The sequence below is a fragment of the Roseiconus lacunae genome (assembly GCF_008312935.1).
In the GTDB taxonomy this organism is placed as follows: Bacteria; Planctomycetota; Planctomycetia; order Pirellulales; family Pirellulaceae; genus Stieleria; species Stieleria lacunae.
Genome location: NZ_VSZO01000002.1, coordinates 132,778 through 152,794 on the forward strand (window position 1 = coordinate 132,778; position 20,017 = coordinate 152,794).

Below are 20,017 nucleotides of genomic sequence, written 5' to 3' on the forward strand. Positions count from 1 at the left end.
ACGATCGGGAACAATAGCTCCCGGCACCGACGCTACTCAATTAACACTATCGCCTAGCCCGGTCGGATTGACTCCGACCGGGTTTTCTACTGGAACTTGCAATGAATCGAGCCTCCCTTTCGCCCTCGACCTTTCAGCATCGCTTTCCAACGGTCGAAGAGTACTTGCACCATCGACCGCCCTACCTGTTGGTCGAATCGATCGTCGAGATCCGTTCGGACCAGATTGTTACCGCGTCGTCTGTTTCAGCCGACTCGTTTTATTCAGCGGGACATTTTCCCGGCGCGCCAATTTTACCGGGAGCCTTGATGCAAGAGATGACGACTCAATCGGCAGGGATTTTAATCGCGGCGGAACACAATCCGATGGAGCACTTCGACACCTCGGATCCGTTCGCCAACGAGATGGCTCTCGGCGTTTTGGTCCGAGTCAACTGGGCGAAATACCGTGGCTTCGCTCGTCCCGGCGATCGACTGCGAATCCGTGTCGAACTGCTGGACCGAGTCGCCAATCGGTTTGACTTCCGAGGCACGGTATCAAGTGGCGAAGCGACGATCTTGAAAAACGGGTTTCAGCTTGCAAACGTGCCATCGCAATCGTTGCAGGGCGAACGTTGAAGCGGCCCCGGGTTGAGTCTGCGCTAGGGGGCGCATCATAATCCGCTGTCGGGTGTGCGCGACTGACGGATCGTCGAGATGCCAACGTCGTTGGTAAACACGCCCTCTATTACTGCTCCCCTTAATTCAATGGCCGCGATGATTGATCGAATAGCAACATTAGGTATGGGTGGATTGCCAGGGCTGTTCGCCGACGCGGCGACGCACGAAGCCGCCCGTCAAGCGGGTGACATGGCCGCAGAAAGCCTTTTTTCGATTGGCGGCATTGTCACACTCGGCATGTTAATCCTGCTGCAAGCGGTACTCGGGTTTGACAACCTGCTTTACATTTCGATCGAAAGTAAACGGGTTAAGGAATCTGAACAATCAAAGGTTCGCAAATGGGGGATCGGCTTGGCAATCGTGTTTCGATTGGTCCTGTTGGTCGTCGTCGTCAAGCTCATCGCGCTCCTTGAAGAACCGTTCTTTGGTTTCGCCTCCAAACCGCTCTCGATGAATGTGTCGGGACACAGTTTGATCGTAATCGGCGGCGGGGCATTCATTCTTTGGACGGCGATCAAAGAGATTTACCACTTGCTAGCCGTCGAGGACATCGATGCCCATGCCGACGGACAAGAGGCGAAGTCGACCGTCGGGAAAGCGATTACGTTGATCGTCGTGATGAATTTAGTGTTTTCTTTCGACTCAATTTTGAGCGCGATGGCACTCACAAAAAGTATCACGATCATGGCGACGGCGATCGTGATTAGTGGGTTGCTGATGATTGTCTTGGCAGACCATGTGGCGGAGTTCCTCAAACGCAATCGGATGTACGAAGTGCTCGGTCTGTTCATCCTGTTCATCGTCGGCGTGATGCTGGTCAGCGAGGGCGGTCACCTAGCCGACATCCAATTGTTCGGCTACCACGTTCACCCGATGGCAAAGTCGACGTTCTATTTTGTTTTAATCGTTCTGATCATCGTCGATGTCGTCCAAGGCCGTTACCAACGCAAATTGTTGGCGCAGAAAGAACGCGAGCGGCTGGCCACGAAACCGACGTCGGTTGATCAAGCGTCGAACGCATAAACGTACGCCAGCGCAAAGGTGCGTCTTCGTATGCTCGACGAGTACTCCGGTCACCCCCGCTCGCCAAAAGTCGACGCCCCTGGGCGATTAGCAGGCGCTGGGCGATTGGCAACGCTGCCTGACATTGCCGAGTCGACTATGATGGTCGAACGAATAACCGGTGATCGCCATTCGATGCCGTGAAGATTTAGCCAGCCCCAACCTCACTCCTTATTTTCCCCGGTCCGTCCAATGCTTCGAATCTTGATTCCTTCCATCTGTTTGGCAATGGTGATGTCAACTTCTGATCGTGTTCAGGCCGACGACGCAAAAGAACCCACCGGCCTGTTGCGGCACGCGGTGTTCTTCAGCTTCAAGGATTCTTCTAGCGAAGCGGACGTCCAGAAAGTCGTCGATGCCTTCGCCGCCTTGCCCAGCAAAATAGATTCCATCGTTGACTTTCAATACGGCGTCAACAACAGTCCGGAGGGCCTTGATGATGGTTTCACCCATTGTTTTCTGTTGTCCTTTAAAGACGAAGCCGGCCGGGCAAAGTATTTGCCGCACCCCGCACACAAAGAATTCGGAAACGTGCTGCGGCCTCACATGGAAAAGGTATTTGTCATCGACTACTGGGGTGACCCGAAGCAGCCCAAGCTCGATCAGCCGCTACTGCACGCCGTCTTTTTTCAATTCAAAGACGAAGCGCCCGCAGATGGCGTGAAAGCAGTGGAAGCGGCCTTCGAAGGATTGCCAGGAAAGATCAAAGAGATCAAGGCATTCGAATGGGGCATCAACAATAGCCCTGAGAAACACGATCACGGATTCACGCACTGCTTTCTGGTGACGTTTGACAGTGAGAAAGGGCGTGCGGAGTACCTGCCGCATCCTGATCATCAAGCGTTCGTCAGTGTGCTTAAACCCGTCCTTAGCAAAGTTCGAGTCTTGGACTTCTGGGCCAAACGCCCTTAAACGTCTACGATCCGTTTCATTCCTCTCGATTGACTCCAAATCTGAACGCGTCCAATGTTGTATGCCGTGATCATGGCCGGTGGTAGTGGAACTCGCTTTTGGCCCGCAAGCCGCAAATTGCGTCCCAAACAACTCCTGGCGTTGTCATCGGGGTCAAACACGATGATCCAGGCCACTAGCGAACGTCTCGGTGGGCTGGTTCCGGTCGACCGGCAATTAATTCTGACCAATGAAGTCCTGATCGATCCGATCGGAGAACAATTGCCAGGTCTACCGAAAAGCAACTTGATTGGCGAACCGGCCAAACGAGACACCGCACCGTGCATCGGACTAGCCGCATCATTGATTACCGCGCGGGATCCCGAAGCGATCATGGCGGTGATGCCATCGGATCATGTGATCGGCACCGATGAACAGTTTTGTGCGGATCTGAAAGCCGCCGAACGATTGGTCGAAGAAGATCCGACCCGTATCGTGACCTTCGGCATCAAGCCCACTTATCCGGCAGAGTCATTTGGCTATATCCAACGCGGGGCAAAACTTGGCAAAGGCCTCGAGAATGCTTTCGACGTGGAAAAATTCCGCGAAAAACCAGATCGCGAAACTGCGGAGCAATACGTCCAGTCCGGTGACTTCTACTGGAACAGCGGAATCTTCCTATGGAAAGCGAGCACGATTCTGAAGGCCCTAGAAGCAAACCAGCCTGAGATGTTCGATCACATCAAAGTCATTAGCGAAGCGATCGGTAGCCCCGACTACGACGCCGTATTGGACCGCGAATTCAAGGCGATCAAAGGAACTTCGATCGACTACGCCGTCATGGAAAACTATGACAATGTCGCTGTCATCGAAGCTGGATTTACTTGGGACGATGTCGGCAGTTGGCAGTCACTCGGTCGGTTGCATTCGGCCGATGATCGTGGCAACACCTCCGTCGGTGACCATGTCTCCATTGACACATCCGGTTCAATTGTTTTTGGCGAATCAGACCACACGATTGTGACCATCGGGATCGAAGACCTGATTGTCGTTCACACCAAAGACGCAACGTTGGTGGCGCCAAAGAGCGCCGAGGAACGCGTCCGCGAGGCGGTGAAGCTTCTCGAAGAAACCGGCCGAGTGGACCGCCTGTAGACCGCCGGACCAAGCTGACGCGCCCGCCCGCGTCGCCCCCGCCCCCGACCTCGCCCACGACCTTTCGGTTACTACCGCGACTGCGTGAGTATCGGCGAGGCGTTTGTTCTTGTGGCATTGGTTGTTCTCGTCATTTCGATCGGCACTCGAATCCGACAACCTGTCGCTTAATTGATTCAGTCGCGTGGACTGCGACGACAACCAACGGTCCGGCGCTGTCCTTTTTCATCGAATGTTGTCTTTGGTCAACGTCATTCGATCCGAATCGACCGATGGTGCGATTTGTGGTGGATTATTACCGGCGTCGCCCTTGAATTCTGGCGTCTTTGACGGCTTTTCGAGCTAGGTTTCCCAAAACAAACCCTAGTTCGTCAGCCGCCATCTGAACTTCTCCGCCATGATCCTCCACAGACGTCCCGCCCAGCGTCGGCTAGCAGCTCGCCACGGTCGCACAATCTGCACCGACCGTTCAGGACGTCAACTCAGATCGAACGAACGAATCCGATCCCGTCGCCCCAACCGCCGTGGGGTTGCCACGGTTGAGTTCGCGATTTGTCTTCCCGCATTGATCGCTTTGACGATCGGTACCATCGACATCTGTTCGATGTTGTTTCTCAAAGAATCGATCACAATCGCCGCGTATGAAGGCGCTCGCATGGGTGTCGGCCGCGACCGCACCAACGGCGACGTCTCGACTCGCGTCCAGCAGTTCTTAGACGAACGCAACATTCAGTACACCGGGAATCCCTGCTCGTTCGGATCGCCCGACTTCACGTCCGCCGACACGCTCGACAACGTCACGGTGACGGTAACGGTGCCATGTGACGGAAACCTGTTGATTCCTTCGGCGTTGTTTGCGGGCATGGATCTTTCCGCGTCCGTCACGCTGCGGAAAGAATACAAAAACTTGATCGCTAACTGAGGTGGATGTCATGGAAAACCAAGTCGTTAGGCCATCCTGCGATCAATCTCGTCTCACCCATCGTCTCGGTGCCAAAGGTTTGCGACGACGATCGGCCGGGCGAATCCGTTGCCGAACACGACGCCAAGCACGGCGAGATCGGAAAGGAGCGGCGATGGTCGAGTTTGCGATCATTGCCAACATTTTCTTCGTCCTCGTGTTCACGTGCATGGAATTTGCGCGAATGAATATGATCCGCAACCTTTCACAAGATGCCGCGTACTTCGCCGCACGGCATGCGATCGTCCCTGGGGCAACGGCAGCCGAAGCCGAAGCCGCTGCGGCCGAAGTGATGGACATGATGACCACAACCGGTTACAGCGTTGAAGTAAACGAGCTCAACGAAGATTCACCGGTTGTCGAAGTCACCGTCAAGGTCGACTTCAATCAGATCGCGTTGTTCGCACCTCTGTTTCTCCCCAACGCAACGATCGAATCAACGGCTCAGATGAAGACCGAACGATACGACGGTTACTACCACCAATAAGCCTCCCCGGGTCAAAGTTCGTTTCCAGAAGCTTCGAGTATCAACATCATGATGAACGCAATGACAATCCATCAGCAAGCAGGTCGAAAGATGACCCTGCGTCGTCGTGGGTCGGTGATGGGCATGACGGCGGTCTTCCTTCCGATCCTGGCGATCCTGGCTGCCTTTGCGATCAATGCGGCCCACATGCAGTTGACGCGAACCGAATTGACGATCGCCACCGACGCCGCAGCTCGGGCCGCCGGTCGAGCCTTCAGTGAAGTCCAAACCGTCGACGCCGCGGTCGATGCAGCCGTCGCGACTGCCGCACTCAATACCATCAACGGTGATCCACTGCGTCTGCGAACTGGCGACAACGATGGCGAGATTGAATTCGGATCGACCCAACAACAGGGCGGTTTCAATAGTCGCTACAACTTTCAAAAAATCCCGACCAGTGACGTTCGATCCGGGGTCGTCGCCAGTGCGGTGCGAATTCATGGTAAGCGGCTCAATGATTCGCTTTCGGGAAATGTCCCTTTGATCATTCCAGGCTTGCTAAACATGAATCGATTCGAGACTCAATCGGATTCGGTTGCGATGCAAGTCGACCGTGACATCTCGTTGATTCTCGATCGCTCGGGATCAATGGATGACATCGAATTTGATTGGGGTTACGGTGAAAATCCCTATTCAAACTCGGCGATCAATTGGGCTTACAACGAAGGCGTACTTGGGCGTTACTACAGCAACGGTCGTTACCAGTATTACTATGCCAACGGTTACGATGCGGTAACTTACCAGCAGCACCTCTGGGAGAATTACTTCAACAATGGTCCGCCGCCGACCATGGCCTGGCAGGACCTTGTCGTTGCCGTTAACGCATTCCTTGATGTTCTCGACGGCACGAGCCAGGAAGAACAAGTCTCCGTCGCAAGCTATTCAACGTACGCAACACTCGACACGCTGCTGGAAAAAAACCATCAAATCATCCGCGACAAGGTGGATCAATTGAACACGGGCGGATCGACCGCGATCGGCCGCGGAATGCAGCAAGGGATCCAAGCATTGATCGACGGACGGGCCCGACCGTTTGCGGCAAAAACGATGGTCGTTATGACGGACGGCATGGAAAACCAATCGCCGTGGGCCGGTCCGATTGCCCAAGGCCTTGTCGCGAACAACCTGCTGACCATTCACACCGTGACGTTCGGCGAAGGAGCGGATCAGGCGACAATGCAAAACGTTGCCGCGATCGGCGGCGGCAAGCACTACCACGCTGCGACCGGGGCCGATCTGGTTCAGATCTTCGAAGAAATCGCCAACAACCTTCCAACCATCTTGACCGAATAGGCTTCAAGGACACACGGGGATTTGATTCATGTTGGAACCATCCAAGCAACCGAAGAACGATACCGTTCATCCACAACGTCGTGCGTCAGATCGTGGCAACGCACCGGCATCAGATCGGGCGGGCGGGAGACGGCAAAGCGATCGCAAATCGATTTTGCCACGCAGCAAATTTGGCTTGGCACTGATCGCTCTGTCCTACCTCTTTTCGATCACGCTCCTCGCGTTTGCCTTCACCTCTCCGTTCCGGCGGATGGAAAATCGATCTGGCGTCGACGCGAGCCAGGTGAGCACCAAAGAATACGAAGCTCAGTTGCCAGCCGAAGAATACATCCAGTACGCGCGGCAAATGGACGACCGCTTGAAGTCCACCATCCGAGAGCGTCAGCTCGATCGGGAAGCCGACTTACCAGACAAGCGCAAAGTCGCCGAGCAGTTCCGAAAGCGTGCCGAATCTCGCAAGAAAATCCTGCGGTCGATCTACAAGGAAGCCGGCAAAGAAGGGTTGGTTCCCAAAACAATCCAGTGGGACTACGTCAAAGAACTTGAAAAAGTTGCCGACGACGCACCACTCTCGGAATGATGCAACGTGTCCGGCTCTGAGTGAGCTGTCGCTGCGAGCGATCCCCGAAATTCCCGGTGCTCATAAAAAAAGCCCGGATCCAAATCAATGGACCCGGGCAATGTACAAGCGGAAACCTGTCGTGGCGGACTACAATTCGGGCGTCGTGTAGGGTTCGACGTCGCCCACCATGTGGAAGTGGTTGTGGTCGATATAGACGACTTCAACCGCTTCACGATCATGCAATGTGTGAGGCACCGGGTAACCGATCGTGGTCTTCTCTTCGAAGTAGATCGAACACTTGTAGTGTGCGTGGTGCAATTGGGCAGGCCCGATCAGTGGATAGAATCGCGGTGGGTCGACATAGTCGGCGATCTTTTCCTTGATGATTCGGACGTCATTGCGTTGCTTTTCATACAGCAACGGAATGCCACCTTGAACAGGGCGAGCCTCTTCCAAGGCATGCATAATTTCGTCATCGCTCGGTGGATCCAGAGCGACCGGGGCGCCACCGGACGTGGTGGGGCCAAGGATTGGGACACGATCGTATCGTTCGTGCTTCCAAAATTCTTCTTCAGCCTTGTGTTGATAATAAGGGCTGACTGGGATTGGGAATCCAAGAAATCCCAAGCTGTACCCGCCATTTACTCCGTAACATCCTGTCGAAGTAACGGCGGCAACAGCCATCGTTGCCAATCCCAGTTTGCGAACGAGTGCGGCTAAAGCACCCGATCGTCGACGTGCTTTAGGGTGTGAACCTTGGTGCGAAGCACCCGATTCTTTTGCACCGGTTCGTTGACAGTTCGTCTTGATGGTCATCCGAGCAACCTTCCATGGTGATCGTTAACAGGGCCGGCGTCTCCGCGCGGCTCTCTTCCGCTTGTAGAGTCACTTATCGTGTGAACTTATATGGATCTTGCGGGTAATTCAGGACTTTTGCCGATTCGAAGGGCTCAAACGCGTTCGACACCGTTTTCTCAAGACAATGCCACGATTTCGCCAGATCCGCTCGGCTGGACCAGGATCGGACTTGAGACAAACCGGTGATTTTTCTAGCCTCCACCGCGAATAGCTTCGATAACGTCGCCCGCCGAACCAACCGGCAACCTGTCGCACAGTGACCGATCCCGTGTCAACCGCGACAAGCGTTCTCGAAATGACCCACCTTACCGAAGAAGACAGCGATTCAAAGGAGTGATCGTTATGGTCCAGCCTCTACGGCCTTTCGCAACCATGCGGACGCTTGCCATCCTGTGTGGCGCGTTGTTGCTTGCAAATCTACCCGGCCAACCGCCCGTCTATGGCGACGATGCCAACCCCGTCGTCGCCGTCGTCAATGCGGATCCCATCACGCGGCAAATGCTGGCCGACGCCACGCTTGCGCGATACGGCGATTCCGTGCTCGACAACGTCATCATCAATCGTCAACTGATCCTTGAAGCTTGCAATGACCGTGGAATGCAAGTCTCCCAAGCCGAAGTTAGCGAAGAAATCGGCCGCCTCGCCACCAAGTTCGGCTTCAGCGTCCAAGACTACCTGAAACTGTTGCAAGACGAACGCAATATCGATCCCGGACGCTACGGTCGAGAAATCATCTGGCCGATGCTGGCGCTTCGAAAACTGGTTGCCGATCAAGTCGAACCGACCGAGGAAGAGTTCAACCGAGCCTACGTCGCTCAGTACGGCGAAGCGGTCAAGTGCCGAATGATCATGGTCGCCGATCAACAAAAAGCTCAGATGCTGCACCGAGAAGCGGTCGCCAACCCAAGCAATTTCGCAACCCTTGCCAAACAAAACAGTGACGACGAAGTCAGTGCGAGTGTCGGCGGTTTGATTCCACCGATCCGCCGCTACATGGGTGATTCGCGAATCGAAGAAGCCGCGTTCGCTCTGGAGAAAAATGAGATTTCGCCGATTTTGCAAGTCGGCGATCAATGGATGTTCGTTCAAGCGGTCCGGCGGATGCCCGCGACGGTTCCCAACGCCCAAGCCATGCCGGCGATTCGCGAACAGATCAATGATCGCATCCGCGACCAAAAGATGAAGACAGCTGCGACAGAGTTGTTCACTCAACTGCAGCGCGACGCTAACGTCGTTAAAGTCTTTGGGGATGAATCGCTCGAAAAACAGTATCCCGGTATTGCTGCGGTCGTCAACAACAGCCGAATTACGATCGCTCAATTGGCTGCCGAGTGCGTCAAGCGTCACGGCGATGACGTTCTCGAAGGCGAAATCAATCGTAAGATTCTGAATCAAGCGCTATCCAAAGCCCAAAAGAAGGTGACTTCCGAAGACGTTCAAGCCGAGATTGAGCGAGCGGCAAAAGGCTATGGCTTTATCAAAGGCGACGGCTCGGCAGACATCGATGGCTGGATCGAATCGGTCACCAGCGATGGCGAGACAACGTACGAGATCTATGTCAACGATGCGGTTTGGCCCAGCGTCGCACTGAAGAAACTTGTCGAAGATCGTGTCCATGTGACCGAACAAGACCTACAAGTCGGCTTCGAAAGCAACTTTGGCCCTCGCGTCGAAGTCCTCGCTTGCGTCCTCGGTGACCAACGCACCGCCCAAAAAGTCTGGAAGATGGCTCGCGACAATCCATCCGAAGAGTTCTTTGGACGGTTGGCCGAAGACTATAGCATCGAACCGGTTTCGGCGAGCAACAGCGGAAAGGTGCCTCCGATTCGCAAGTACAGCGGTCAACCAACGATCGAACGGGAAGCCTTCGAGTTGAAACCCGGCGAACTGAGCGGCGTGATCGGTGTGGGCGACAAGTACATCTTGCTAAAGTGCCAAGGCCGGACCCAACCAGTGGTCAGTGAACAATCGGCAGTCCGAGAAGAACTGGTTCGAGATCTTACCGAGCGAAAGTTCTCGGCAGAGATGGCCAAAGAGTTCGACAATCTGAAAGACACCGCGGAAATTGAAAACTACTTCACCGCGGTTAAAGAGATTGCTTCGGCCTCTCGCTCGAACGCTACGCAGCGATAGCAGTGGCTCGAACGACTGGTCACCGGGAAGCTGAACTTCACAGACTGACATACTGTTGGTCTGCTGCGGCTTCAACTACGGTTCGCGAAAGTCGCTAATGATTAGATCCATTTGCGAATACGGATTCGTATCATCAGCCGACGGGCGTTAGCCTCGGTGCTTGCACCGAAGCCGGGGCTAATGCCATGCGGCTAATCCTAAAATCGAGTTGGAACGAAGCGCTCGATACAACGGAGCTGTGACATCCGGGGCAGACGCCCGTCACCTATTCCTAGCTTCAAAATTCAGCGAAACGTGTCGCCGATCAATCACACGGATTGGATTGCAACATCTTTTGGTTTTGGTTTGGGCTCAAGGTTCCCTTTGCCCGCTATTCGCGGGCGTCTGTGAAGGAGGGAGACGCCGATAGCGGAATAACTGAAAGCGATCTCAACAAGTTGCCCAGCGGACTTTCGCCCTAAGATGTAGATTCAGGCGTCCCTGACCATCTACAATTCCGCGTGCAATTGCTGGCGGTGCGTCAGTGCTGGCCAGACGGCACCACCGGCGGTCAGCGAAACAGAAACCGCCAGGAATGCCGTCCCAGCCACTTTGCGGCGACTGGTGACGGACGGCGGTATGCCCCCACAAGGACTCGAACCTTGGACCCACTGATTAAGAGTCAGTTGCTCTACCAACTGAGCTATAGGGGCGGAGTGGTTTTTACGCCGCGCGGGGTTGTGGATTACAACCGCTGCCCGACGATGGCCGTTGGTCTCGCTGGAAGACTCAACTGCGAAGCGGCAAACTCTAGCAAATCCCGTTGGCCTGCGGAAGGCGGACCTCGTTAATTTCCGCTAAACGGGTCAATTCCGCGAAGCCGGGGCCAATCGCGTTTCTTGAGCAATTCAGTCGAGATTCTTCAAGATGCCGAACCGTTTGGCCGAAAACCTTTCCTAGGCCCTCTGACCGGACGGCAGTAAGCCGATTTACGCCGCGGCCCACAGGCTGCCGCCAACGCCTGTGCACCTGTTTGATTTGCCAGCCCCTTCGATCGGCCCAGGCGATCTCAGACCTCCCCACCGATGCCAAACCCCATGCTGACTCCGCAAAACACCTTTTTACGCGTCGATATGCAACGCTTCGGCTTGAAATTTGCCACCGTCGCGGTGTTGCTGTTCGGTGCCGCGGGCGGTTGTGCCCCATTGAAAACCCCCGGCATGAAGTCTTTGGACCTGATGTCACCAAGCACCAGTATTCTGTCGCCCTTTGCCAAGCATAGCCCCAAGTATCGCTATGCCGACGGATCTCCAGCCCAAATGAACTATCCGGCAGACGGTTCGATGACGATGGAAACCTATCAAAAGATCCGTGAAGCAAAGGCACAAAACGCGGTCGTCTTACAGGTCGCCAACGACAGTGAGCCGATCCGTGTGCTGCCGCTGCCGCCGGGAGAGAAGACGGCCTTCGTGAGTGAACTACTCGGCCAGACCGGATTGCTCAACAAGCTCGACCGAATCGAAGCGACCGTGTATCGCCCGACTCCGAATTCTATCGAAGGCGCGAAGATGGACATCGTCTTCGTCGACGAAGACACCATTGATCCGACCACCGACTATAGCTTGCGTCCGGGCGACCGAATTCAGGTTACCGAGGTGTCCGTAACGCCATGGGAAAGTTTGACCAACGCGGTCTTGCGCCGCTAAAGACGGTCGCGGGAGCGTCCCGGCGTTGCTTTAATCGCGAGCGGGATTGAAAAGCCCACCGGAGAGATCGGATTTTCTGGATCACTGGTCCGATGTTATCATGAAGCACCGTGCTATGAATAAGCACGTTCGTCAATCGCATTGACGATTCTGATCGCTTCTTTCTCCACTCGGCTCGTTCCGCTTCGTTGATCCATGACGCAAATCGTGCATTGCCCCAAGTGTCAGTCCGCCGTCTCGATTCAGGCGGAGCAAGCGGGCACGCGTGTTCAATGCCCGAGCTGCCAAAAGATCTTCCTGGCACCGGCTGTGCTCGGTGCCGGTGGTGCTAGCGAAGAAGATGAGGACTGGTTGTCGCTCGCGCCGCCAGAGCCAACGAAGTCCCACCCAAAATCGACCGGGCCTACAGTGCCCCCATCCATCTCACCTGCGCCAAGTGATTCCATGCAGTCCGGTGGTGGGGCCAAACGCGATCAGGTCGAATCGCTTTCGGCGGCCGATTTGGCTGACGAAGACTCGGACAATCCGTTCGCTTCGATCGAAACCTCATCCCCCAATCCGCCTTCGGGTGACGAAGACGATCCCTTCACGATGGCTCCCGTTTCGCAGCGACCGGTGTCCGACCAACCGTTCACTGATTTATTTGCCGCTGACCAATCCGATGCATCAGACCCGTTCGCCTCCTTGCCAGAACTGGAGTCGTTCGGTGCCCCTAAAGCTGGCAGTGGCTCGGGGTCGCAATCGATGCCAGCGGCTCGGGAACCGAAAATCGAGTACGAGGATGAGTACCGGATTCGTTGTCCGATTTGTGAATCGATGTTGGTCGTCAAGGCTTCGCAAAGTGGGCAAACGGTGCGATGTGGTGACTGTCACGGCAAAGTAAAAGTTGGCCCGCCACCACGTAAACGAAAGAAAACGGAAGCCCCGTCGATTGAATCCGCGGCAACATTTCGTTTCACTGAGACGACGTCCAAAGGTCGTCCGGCCGATCCGATGAAACGCAGTGCCGAGGAGCTGTTAGAAGAGGCCTCGCGTGAGGAACCGGATGAAGAGCAGAAGTTGTCGATGGCGTTTGATACGCCGAGCGTTGCGAGTTGGATGCGCGCCGTCTTCGGGATTTTTTTGGATGTCGGTGTGATCGTTCATCTGCTGGGGCTTTCGGTGATCTTGGCGGTTCCCGCTGCAATTATTTCACCTTACCCCACGCTGTCGGTGATCTTCGTACCGCTGGCACTGCTGGGTATCACGCTGACGGTGTCATGTGGGTTTGCGGTGCTTTTTTCGGTCGCCAATGATGCCGACCGAGTCGAAGACTGGCCAACGGTTGACCCGGCAGCTTGGTTCGAAACGTTATGGTTGGTAATCGCAGCGACCGCGATTTCGGTTGGCCCCGCTTACGTGATCTCGACGCTGGTCAGTGCTCCGCCGATTCTTGTAATCTCCCTGGTGATGTTCTGTGTCTACGCGGTGTTCCCCATCGTGCTGTTGTCGATGCTGGATATGCAAACGGTCACGATGCCATTTTCGGCAGACGTGTCAAAGAGTTTGACTCGCTGCCAGGACGACTGGGGCATTTTCTACTTCAGCACCGGTGTGTTGTTCGCCGCATTATTCGGGTACTTCGTATTTGCCCCCCAATCGCCGATGGGAATTGGGATCGGGATCGTCTTTTCGATCATGGCCGTGTTTGTTTACTTCGCCATTTTGGGGCGACTGGCGGTCGCGATTAGCGGCGTCGTCGAGTTGGGGGCCCTTGATAACCCGTCCGGTGACGACGAAGAAGCGGCGTCCTAGAGACGCTGTCCGGTGACCGCACAATGCCCCGCAGGGGTTCCGATCCGGGCACGATCTATTCGCGGTTGTTTTGATAAGGACGCGTGCTGATGACGCCTTCGGTGGGGCTGGATGCGGTGCCGTAAAGACGCTTGGGAATCCGGCCGGCAAGGAAGGCGTGACGCCCGGCGACCGCGGCATGCTTCATCGCGATCGCCATCTGGACGGGGTCACGGGCGTGCGCGATCGCTGTATTAAGCAATACGGCGTCGCCACCAAGCTCGAACGCTTCGGCCACATCACTGGCCGTTCCGACTCCGGCGTCGATGATCACCGGGTACTCAGGATCGTCCTCCTTGAGGTACTCCAGGATGATTCGCAAGTTATTCGGATTGAGCAAACCTTGGCCGCTTCCGATTGGGCTTCCGGCAGGCATCACGCTGGCCGCACCGGCTTGCTTGAGGCGTTGCGCGGTGACCGGGCAGTCACTCGTGTAGCAGAGTACCTGGAAGCCTTCTTTGGCAAGTTCTGCACACGCGGATACGGTTTCGGCGGGATCAGGAAGCAACGTCTTGCTGTCCCCCAGCACTTCTAACTTGACCCAATCGGCACCCGGGTTGCCAAGCGTTCGCAAGATTTCACGACCGAGCTTGGCCGCTCGAATGGCATCGGCCGCGGTGTAGCAACCGGCCGTGTTGGGAAGCAGCGTGTATCGATCGAGGTCGATGAAGTCGAGAATGTTTTTGCCGCCGCGTTCATACAATCGCTCACGCCGAACGGCGACGGTCACACAATCGGCACCGGATGCGTCCAGGCTGTCACGCATTTGCTCCATCGTGTCGTAACGGCCGGTGCCGACGATTAGTCGACTGTGCAAATCATGCCCACCGACGCGTAAAGGTTTCTCAGACGCTGGCATGAATCGTAGCAAACATTGGGTGACAGGAAATTGGGTGGTAGAAAGCGGACGGCGATGTGGTCGGTGGAGCCGATGGCAAATTTCACAAACAAGCGAAATAGAACGGTAGGATAACGCGAGGTCGATCAACCGCCACCGACAAGCGTGACGACTTCGACCGCGTCACCATCACGAACGATCGCGCTCGCGTAGTCCTCGCGAGGCACAACGTCGGCGTTGACTTCGACCGCGAGGTAGTTGGGTGGGACATCGACGGTGTCCAACAGTTGTTGAACGCTCATCTCGGTTTCCAAATCAACCGGGTCGCCGTTGACAGTGATTCTAATCATAGGATGTCGTCGTTGGCCGCGGCCGATTGTGGTGACAGGGCGAATGGGGGCGAAGGCGTTTTATGAACCCGTTCCAGCCAACAGAGCCGACTCACCGCGTTGTCGACCGGAACAACTCTCCGACGCCTTCGGTTCGATTTGATTTGGAGGTAGCGGAACGCGCGAAGCGTTTCGATGATGTTCGATCAACGGTGAGAGGACGCACGAATGCCGTCTCACCGAAAGCCTCGGCGGCTTCCGCTACGGGGCACCGATAAAGGGCCGTGGGGAGCGTTGGCGGCTCAGGGCACTCAATCGTTGGCTTCGTCAAAGGCTGCGTCGAAGGCGCGACCGCTGGGCGAAAAGTCCAATTTCTTCGTGAACTCGCAGGCTTCGGCTGCACCAAAATCACGATCCATCCCGCTGTCTTCCCATTCGATCGAAAGCGGTCCTTGGTAGCCAATATCGTTGAGGGCACGGATGATTTCTTCAAAGTTCACGCCGCCACGTCCGGGACTGCGAAAATCCCAACCGCGTCGGGCATCGCCGAAATTGATATGGCTACAATTAATTCCGCTCAACCCGTCGAGCGTCACGATCGCATCCTTGATGTGGACGTGGTAAATCCGGTCCGGAAAGCGACGGATGAACTTGACCGGATCGACGCCTTGCCAAATCAGGTGGCTAGGATCGAAGTTAAAGCCGAATTCGGGGCGATTGTCGAGCGCTTCGAGGGCGCGTTCGGCGGTGTAAATGTCAAAGGCGATTTCGGTCGGGTGAACTTCTAAGGCGAAGCGTACGCCACATTCACCGAAGACATCCATGATCGGATTGAAACGCTCGGCGAGCAGGTTGAAACCGTCATCGATCATGCTCGGAGGCACCGGTGGGAACGAATACAGTAAGTGCCAAATGCTGCTGCCCGTGAAGCCGTTGACGACTTCGACGCCGAATTTTTGCGCCGCTCGGGCCGTGTTCATCAATTCTTCGGCGGCTCTCTGGTTGACTCCATCGGGATCACCATCGCCCCACACGTAGTCCGGCAGGATCGCTTGGTGCCGTTGATCGATTCGGTCCAGCACCGCTTGGCCGGCGAGGTGGGCGCTTATCGCATGACATTGCAAGCCGGCGTCGTCGAGTGCCTGGCGTTTGTTGTCGCAGTAATCGACTTCGGCGAGCGCCTTGTCGACTTCAAAGTGATCCCCCCAACATGCAAGTTCGATCCCGTCGTATCCGAACCCCTTGGTTTTTTCCACCATAGTGGTGAACGGAAGATCTGCCCATTGACCGGTAAAGAGAGTGACGGGGCGCGCCATGGAGTACTCCGATAAAATAAGATGTGATCGTGCGTACGGGAGGATAATTGAGTGCTCTGTTCCGAATCGAACGCCGTGTCTTAGCCTTGAGCATTGACATCGATTGTCGCCAAATCCGCAGTAAACGCCTTTGGGCGGAGCCTTAAGGCAAATTGAAACGCAGCACTCGCGGGGTATTGTGCGCTGGATTCATCTTCGACTGCAACAACCCCCGGACAAATGCCGACAGAGACTGCAGAACCGAAGCGAAAACCGTAAACCAAACGACTTTGGCACTCGATCAACGTCGCCAGCCCCTGCAATATGTTGGACCGGTACCTGGTGTTCGAGCCTGCGGCGGGTGCATTACGGACTAGAATGAATCGATCGTTAGCGGCGTTCTATCGGACGCGTTCGGGCGATCTTGATCATGGGAAGTCGCTCCGGATTGGGAAGGCCACCACCCAATCGGATTGGCATTATTTTCAAGAATTGATTCTGATTTTGCCCGCAAAGCGATTCCATTTGGCAAATCCGTTGAGAGTCCGGCCGCTTGGCTTAGAATGTGGCCGTCACCGAAGGTCAGACGTTGCACCGAAACGTAGAGCACGGGACCATTGCGCGATCGCACCACCATTGCGCGATCGCAAAACGCGTGTATTTCGGCGGAGCGGATTCCGGGCAGACTGGATTTCCGGAGTGTGGAATTCGGGCAATGCGGACAACGCGTCCGCTTGGACATCTTTGCGACGACCAATCGGCCCCGCGTTCCGGTTGTTCGGGGTAAGATCTATTTGGGGCAAAACTGTCCCGCGTTGCAGCAAACTTTTCGCGACCAGCATAAATCTCAATGGCTCATAAGAACGGCAAATCGGCTCCCGCAGCTCCTCGTGTCACCCAACCGACCACGATGGAGGCGGTCAAAGAACGTCTACGCAGCAGTCTGCTGAAGAAACGCGACGCGCTTGAAGTGGACAAGTTCTTCCGCGCCTTGGTCAAACTGGAAGGCAGCGATTTGCACATGAAAGTTGGCCAACCGCCGATGGTGCGTGTTGGCGGCGAATTAAAACCGCTTAATCGCGGCCCAATCGACTCGGAGGAAATGGTCGAGCTGTTGCTGCCGATGATGGACGAGCGAAACCTGCTGATTTTTGAAGAAGAAGGCGGCGCTGACTTTGCGTACCTCTGCGAAGTCGACGGTGTTCGCTGGCGATTCCGGGTCAACATGCTCAAATCACTTGGCAATATCGGATTAGTTGCCCGGCGGATTAACAATTTTATCCCCGACTTTCGCGGGCTGTTTTTGCCCGATTCGATCGAGCAGCTCTGTCACTTCGAACAGGGCATGGTGCTACTCGCGGGGGTCACCGGTAGCGGTAAAAGTACGACGATCGGTTCGATGCTCAACTACATCAATTCGCTCTACCGCAAGCACATTTTGACGTTGGAAGATCCGATCGAATTTATCTTCACCGAGGATAAATGCTTGATCAACCAACGGGAAATGGGGCAGGACGTCAAAGACTTTAACATCGGGATGAAGCACGCCGTTCGTGAAGACCCCGATATCATCCTGGTCGGCGAGCTACGGGATGAAGAGACATTCATGACGGCCATCCACGCCGCCGAAACTGGTCACTTGGTCTTCGGGACGATTCACGCCGCGAGTGCGTCGACCACGATCGGGCGGATTTTGGATTTGTTCCCCGAAGAAATGCACAATGCTATCCGCAGTGCGATCGCATTTAACATGAAGGGAATCGTCGCTCAGAAGCTGCTCAGGAGCATCAAGCCGGGGGTCTCGCGAGTCCCGACGTGTGAGGTGATGACGTTCAATCCGACGATCCGAAAACTGGTTTTGGAAGGTAAAGATGAAAAGCTGCCTGACGCGATCCGCATCGGCGCCGAAGATGGGATGCAAGACTTTACGATGAGTCTAAAGGGCCTGATCGACGACGAATTGATCGACCGACCGACCGCGTTTGCCGTCGCGCCGAACAAGGATGCCTTGAAAATGGCCCTCAAGGGGATCGACGTCAAAGCACCGGGGATTTTGTAAGAATCGTTCCGTGGCATGATCGCAAGGGCATCGCGGTGATCGGCAATCTCTAGCCGCGACGCACGACGACGCGTCCGTCCGTTTGTTTTTCCCTGACGGGAATTGTTCGGATGCCGGCTTCGATGACGCCGCTGCTGTGAGTACCTTATTGCGAGATCGGAGAAAACGCGACACCTCCAGCATGACATTGTTCTGCCGAATGAGCGACGCGTCTCCGACATCAGTTTCCATCCCGTCCTCTTATCTCCGTCCCCGCCTTAATGCCACAAGATGATCAGCCTCAGCTCTGGCAATCGGTCGCGCCAGTCGAGTTTACGCCCAAGCTGAACGACAATTCGCAAGCCCAAGCACTGTTGATCGGTGCTCGGCAGGGGGCCGGTTTCGCGATCGCCGCTGGACAGGTTTCGCACGCCATTCAGTCCCGCGCGACTCAAGTGCTGTTCGATTTCACCGCCGCCGGAAGCACAATTCGGTACATGATCGATGGTCAATGGGAACAGTTGCCCCCACTCGATCGCGAAAGCAGTGATGCGATGCTGATCGCACTCAAGCAACTTAGCTTGATGAACCCCGCCGATCGCCGCAGTGCCCAATCGGGGTCGGTGATGGCCAAGCTGAAGAAAGAGAAATACGACGTCCTATTGCAATCTCAAGGCGTGCCGACCGGCGAACGAGTCCTGATGCGACTGGAAGCACAGCAGGTCCCGTTTGAGACGCTGGCCGATCTTGGCATGCGTGACAAGATGGTCGCGACGGTCAAACAGTACCTCAATTCCGATGGCGACATCGCCCTGCTCACGGCGCCGAAGGGCGAAGGCTTGACGACCTCCTGGAACATCGCAATCGGTGCCGCAGACCGCTTGGTGCGTGACTTTCAGTCATTCGAAGAGCAAGCGAAACCGGAGCCGGAAATCATCAACATCAACCCGAACTACTTCGGTGGTTCGACCGGCTTGACGCCATACGAAGCGCTGCGGAAGGCAATCTTGAAAGAGCCCGACGTTTACATGTTCCCCGAACCGGTGGATTCGGAAACGTTCAAGTTAGCGTTGGACCAAGTCGAAAGCTTGGATAAAAAAATCATCACCCGTTTGGTCGCCAACAGCGCCGTCGAAGGCTTCGCACGATTGGTTGCGAAGTATGCCGACCATCGGCAAGCGATCGCACAGAAGCTTTCATGCGTGATCGGCCAGCGTCTGGTCCGGCGTCTGTGTGACAATTGCAAAGTGGGCTATCAGCCGCCGCCGCAATTGCTGCAACAATTGGGCATACCACAAGGCCGTGTCGCGTTGTTGTATCAACCGTTCATTCCACCGCCTCCAGAACAGCAAGTGGACGAGAATGGTCGCCCGGCACCGATCACGCCATGCCCAGTCTGTCACGGACGCGGTTACTTCGGACGAATCGCAATTTACGAGTTGTTGTTGCCGGGGCCAAAGCTTCGGGATGCGATTACAAAGACACAGGATCTCGCCAAGCTAGCCGCGATCGCAAAGTCCGAAGGCTTCCACAATGTGCAAACTGAGGCCGTCTTAACTGTCGCCCGCGGCCTGACGAGCCTGGACGAATTAAAGCGAGCCTTCGCCCGTAAGACACAATAGTGCCGGCTTGAACTCGGCATCACGTGACGAAAGAAAACGCTCGCGGGACACACCGATCAACGTGGTAGCGAAAAGTGCCGAGTGTTTCAATCTTGCTCGGCCGCTAACGGGTTTGGTCATCGAGCATTTCGATTTTAAATCCACTTCGCATAGCGATCTGGTCGATTAAATCGGAGTTGCTACCGGGGTATGGCAACGTTGCGATTTGCTCGCGTCCAATTGACCACCGTCGATCCGTGCAAGCCGGCGGCTACACTGTCTATCGAGAACTGTTCGA

The 20,017-nt window shown here is 55.5% G+C and carries 17 protein-coding genes and 1 tRNA gene; 13 read left to right on the forward strand and 5 right to left on the reverse strand.

Annotation, left to right across the window (positions count from 1 at the left end):
* The first annotated feature begins 101 nt into the window (after positions 1-101).
* From FYC48_RS06850 to FYC48_RS06885, 8 genes are all read left to right on the forward strand, one after another.
* The gene (locus tag FYC48_RS06850; RefSeq protein WP_149495961.1) at positions 102-617 is read left to right on the forward strand and encodes a 3-hydroxyacyl-ACP dehydratase FabZ family protein; all 516 of its coding nucleotides are present in this window, start codon (positions 102-104) and stop codon (positions 615-617) included.
* A gap of 279 nt (positions 618-896) precedes the next feature.
* Complete coding sequence (locus FYC48_RS06855; protein WP_149496136.1) at positions 897-1,682, forward strand: TerC family protein; 786 nt, start codon at positions 897-899, stop codon at positions 1,680-1,682.
* Positions 1,683-1,913: 231 nt separating this feature from the next.
* Entirely contained in the window at positions 1,914-2,633 is a 720-nt protein-coding gene (locus tag FYC48_RS28325; protein WP_230776511.1) for a Dabb family protein, read from the forward strand.
* A 54-nt stretch (positions 2,634-2,687) separates the two neighbouring features.
* The gene (locus FYC48_RS06865) at positions 2,688-3,767 is read left to right on the forward strand and encodes a mannose-1-phosphate guanylyltransferase (protein ID WP_149495962.1); all 1,080 of its coding nucleotides are present in this window, start codon (positions 2,688-2,690) and stop codon (positions 3,765-3,767) included.
* Positions 3,768-4,164: 397 nt separating this feature from the next.
* Positions 4,165-4,689, forward strand: a complete 525-nt coding sequence (locus FYC48_RS28610) for a TadE family protein (RefSeq protein WP_149495963.1) — start codon at positions 4,165-4,167, stop codon at positions 4,687-4,689.
* A gap of 154 nt (positions 4,690-4,843) precedes the next feature.
* Positions 4,844-5,215: a TadE/TadG family type IV pilus assembly protein gene (locus tag FYC48_RS06875; protein ID WP_149495964.1), complete on the forward strand. Its 372-nt coding sequence runs from the start codon at positions 4,844-4,846 to the stop codon at positions 5,213-5,215.
* A 60-nt stretch (positions 5,216-5,275) separates the two neighbouring features.
* Positions 5,276-6,547 carry a vWA domain-containing protein gene (locus tag FYC48_RS06880; RefSeq protein WP_235034125.1) on the forward strand — a complete coding sequence of 424 codons (1,272 nt, stop codon included), beginning with the start codon at positions 5,276-5,278 and terminating at the stop codon, positions 6,545-6,547.
* A 28-nt stretch (positions 6,548-6,575) separates the two neighbouring features.
* Positions 6,576-7,127 carry a hypothetical protein gene (locus FYC48_RS06885; protein ID WP_149495965.1) on the forward strand — a complete coding sequence of 184 codons (552 nt, stop codon included), beginning with the start codon at positions 6,576-6,578 and terminating at the stop codon, positions 7,125-7,127.
* Positions 7,128-7,256: 129 nt separating this feature from the next.
* On the opposite strand, the gene FYC48_RS06890 is transcribed toward FYC48_RS06885, so the two are convergent.
* A complete protein-coding gene (locus FYC48_RS06890; protein ID WP_315853769.1) occupies positions 7,257-7,793 on the reverse strand; it encodes a hypothetical protein in 537 nt (178 codons plus the stop codon).
* Positions 7,794-8,309: 516 nt separating this feature from the next.
* Between FYC48_RS06890 and FYC48_RS06895 the strand changes: the two genes are divergently transcribed.
* Positions 8,310-10,100 carry a peptidylprolyl isomerase gene (locus FYC48_RS06895; protein ID WP_149495966.1) on the forward strand — a complete coding sequence of 597 codons (1,791 nt, stop codon included), beginning with the start codon at positions 8,310-8,312 and terminating at the stop codon, positions 10,098-10,100.
* 619 nt (positions 10,101-10,719) lie between these two features.
* Here the strand turns inward: FYC48_RS06895 and FYC48_RS06900 are convergent.
* Positions 10,720-10,792 (reverse strand) — tRNA-Lys (locus tag FYC48_RS06900).
* Positions 10,793-11,176: 384 nt separating this feature from the next.
* Here FYC48_RS06900 and FYC48_RS06905 point away from each other — a divergent pair.
* Positions 11,177-11,785, forward strand: a complete 609-nt coding sequence (locus tag FYC48_RS06905) for a hypothetical protein (RefSeq protein WP_149495967.1) — start codon at positions 11,177-11,179, stop codon at positions 11,783-11,785.
* 195 nt (positions 11,786-11,980) lie between these two features.
* Positions 11,981-13,579: a zinc ribbon domain-containing protein gene (locus FYC48_RS06910; protein ID WP_149495968.1), complete on the forward strand. Its 1,599-nt coding sequence runs from the start codon at positions 11,981-11,983 to the stop codon at positions 13,577-13,579.
* Positions 13,580-13,634: 55 nt separating this feature from the next.
* Here the strand turns inward: FYC48_RS06910 and FYC48_RS06915 are convergent, their stop codons facing one another.
* The 3 genes from FYC48_RS06915 to FYC48_RS06925 all read right to left on the reverse strand — a co-directional run bounded on the left by FYC48_RS06915 (position 13,635) and on the right by FYC48_RS06925 (position 16,101).
* Positions 13,635-14,477 carry a thiazole synthase gene (locus FYC48_RS06915; RefSeq protein ID WP_149495969.1) on the reverse strand — a complete coding sequence of 281 codons (843 nt, stop codon included), beginning with the start codon at positions 14,475-14,477 and terminating at the stop codon, positions 13,635-13,637.
* A gap of 125 nt (positions 14,478-14,602) precedes the next feature.
* Complete coding sequence (thiS, locus tag FYC48_RS06920; protein ID WP_149495970.1) at positions 14,603-14,806, reverse strand: sulfur carrier protein ThiS; 204 nt, start codon at positions 14,804-14,806, stop codon at positions 14,603-14,605.
* Positions 14,807-15,096: 290 nt separating this feature from the next.
* Positions 15,097-16,101, reverse strand: a complete 1,005-nt coding sequence (locus FYC48_RS06925) for a sugar phosphate isomerase/epimerase family protein (RefSeq protein WP_149495971.1) — start codon at positions 16,099-16,101, stop codon at positions 15,097-15,099.
* An 829-nt stretch (positions 16,102-16,930) separates the two neighbouring features.
* On the opposite strand from FYC48_RS06925, the gene FYC48_RS06930 reads away from it, so the two are divergent.
* Positions 16,931-18,139, forward strand: coding sequence for a type IV pilus twitching motility protein PilT (locus tag FYC48_RS06930; RefSeq protein WP_149495972.1), 1,209 nt, complete (start codon positions 16,931-16,933; stop codon positions 18,137-18,139).
* Positions 18,140-18,399: 260 nt separating this feature from the next.
* Positions 18,400-19,740 carry an ATPase, T2SS/T4P/T4SS family gene (locus FYC48_RS06935; protein WP_149495973.1) on the forward strand — a complete coding sequence of 447 codons (1,341 nt, stop codon included), beginning with the start codon at positions 18,400-18,402 and terminating at the stop codon, positions 19,738-19,740.
* Positions 19,741-20,017 lie beyond the last annotated feature (277 nt).

Excerpts from the sequence above, each read along its gene's own strand:
- FYC48_RS06890 (WP_315853769.1), bottom strand. The coding sequence starts at position 7,793 with ATGGCTGTTGCCGCCGTTACTTCGACAGGATGTTACGGAGTAAATGGC.
- FYC48_RS06895 (WP_149495966.1), top strand. The coding sequence starts at position 8,310 with ATGGTCCAGCCTCTACGGCCTTTCGCAACCATGCGGACGCTTGCCATC.
- FYC48_RS06930 (WP_149495972.1), top strand. The coding sequence starts at position 16,931 with ATGGCTCATAAGAACGGCAAATCGGCTCCCGCAGCTCCTCGTGTCACC.
- FYC48_RS06880 (WP_235034125.1), top strand. The coding sequence starts at position 5,276 with ATGACAATCCATCAGCAAGCAGGTCGAAAGATGACCCTGCGTCGTCGT.
- FYC48_RS06910 (WP_149495968.1), top strand. The coding sequence starts at position 11,981 with ATGACGCAAATCGTGCATTGCCCCAAGTGTCAGTCCGCCGTCTCGATT.
- FYC48_RS06855 (WP_149496136.1), top strand. The coding sequence starts at position 897 with ATGTTAATCCTGCTGCAAGCGGTACTCGGGTTTGACAACCTGCTTTAC.
- FYC48_RS06850 (WP_149495961.1), top strand. The coding sequence starts at position 102 with ATGAATCGAGCCTCCCTTTCGCCCTCGACCTTTCAGCATCGCTTTCCA.
- FYC48_RS06865 (WP_149495962.1), top strand. The coding sequence starts at position 2,688 with ATGTTGTATGCCGTGATCATGGCCGGTGGTAGTGGAACTCGCTTTTGG.
- FYC48_RS06875 (WP_149495964.1), top strand. The coding sequence starts at position 4,844 with ATGGTCGAGTTTGCGATCATTGCCAACATTTTCTTCGTCCTCGTGTTC.
- FYC48_RS28325 (WP_230776511.1), top strand. The coding sequence starts at position 1,914 with ATGCTTCGAATCTTGATTCCTTCCATCTGTTTGGCAATGGTGATGTCA.
- FYC48_RS06905 (WP_149495967.1), top strand. The coding sequence starts at position 11,177 with ATGCTGACTCCGCAAAACACCTTTTTACGCGTCGATATGCAACGCTTC.
- FYC48_RS06915 (WP_149495969.1), bottom strand. The coding sequence starts at position 14,477 with ATGCCAGCGTCTGAGAAACCTTTACGCGTCGGTGGGCATGATTTGCAC.
- FYC48_RS06935 (WP_149495973.1), top strand. The coding sequence starts at position 18,400 with ATGCCACAAGATGATCAGCCTCAGCTCTGGCAATCGGTCGCGCCAGTC.
- thiS (WP_149495970.1), bottom strand. The coding sequence starts at position 14,806 with ATGATTAGAATCACTGTCAACGGCGACCCGGTTGATTTGGAAACCGAG.
- FYC48_RS06925 (WP_149495971.1), bottom strand. The coding sequence starts at position 16,101 with ATGGCGCGCCCCGTCACTCTCTTTACCGGTCAATGGGCAGATCTTCCG.
- FYC48_RS28610 (WP_149495963.1), top strand. The coding sequence starts at position 4,165 with ATGATCCTCCACAGACGTCCCGCCCAGCGTCGGCTAGCAGCTCGCCAC.
- FYC48_RS06885 (WP_149495965.1), top strand. The coding sequence starts at position 6,576 with ATGTTGGAACCATCCAAGCAACCGAAGAACGATACCGTTCATCCACAA.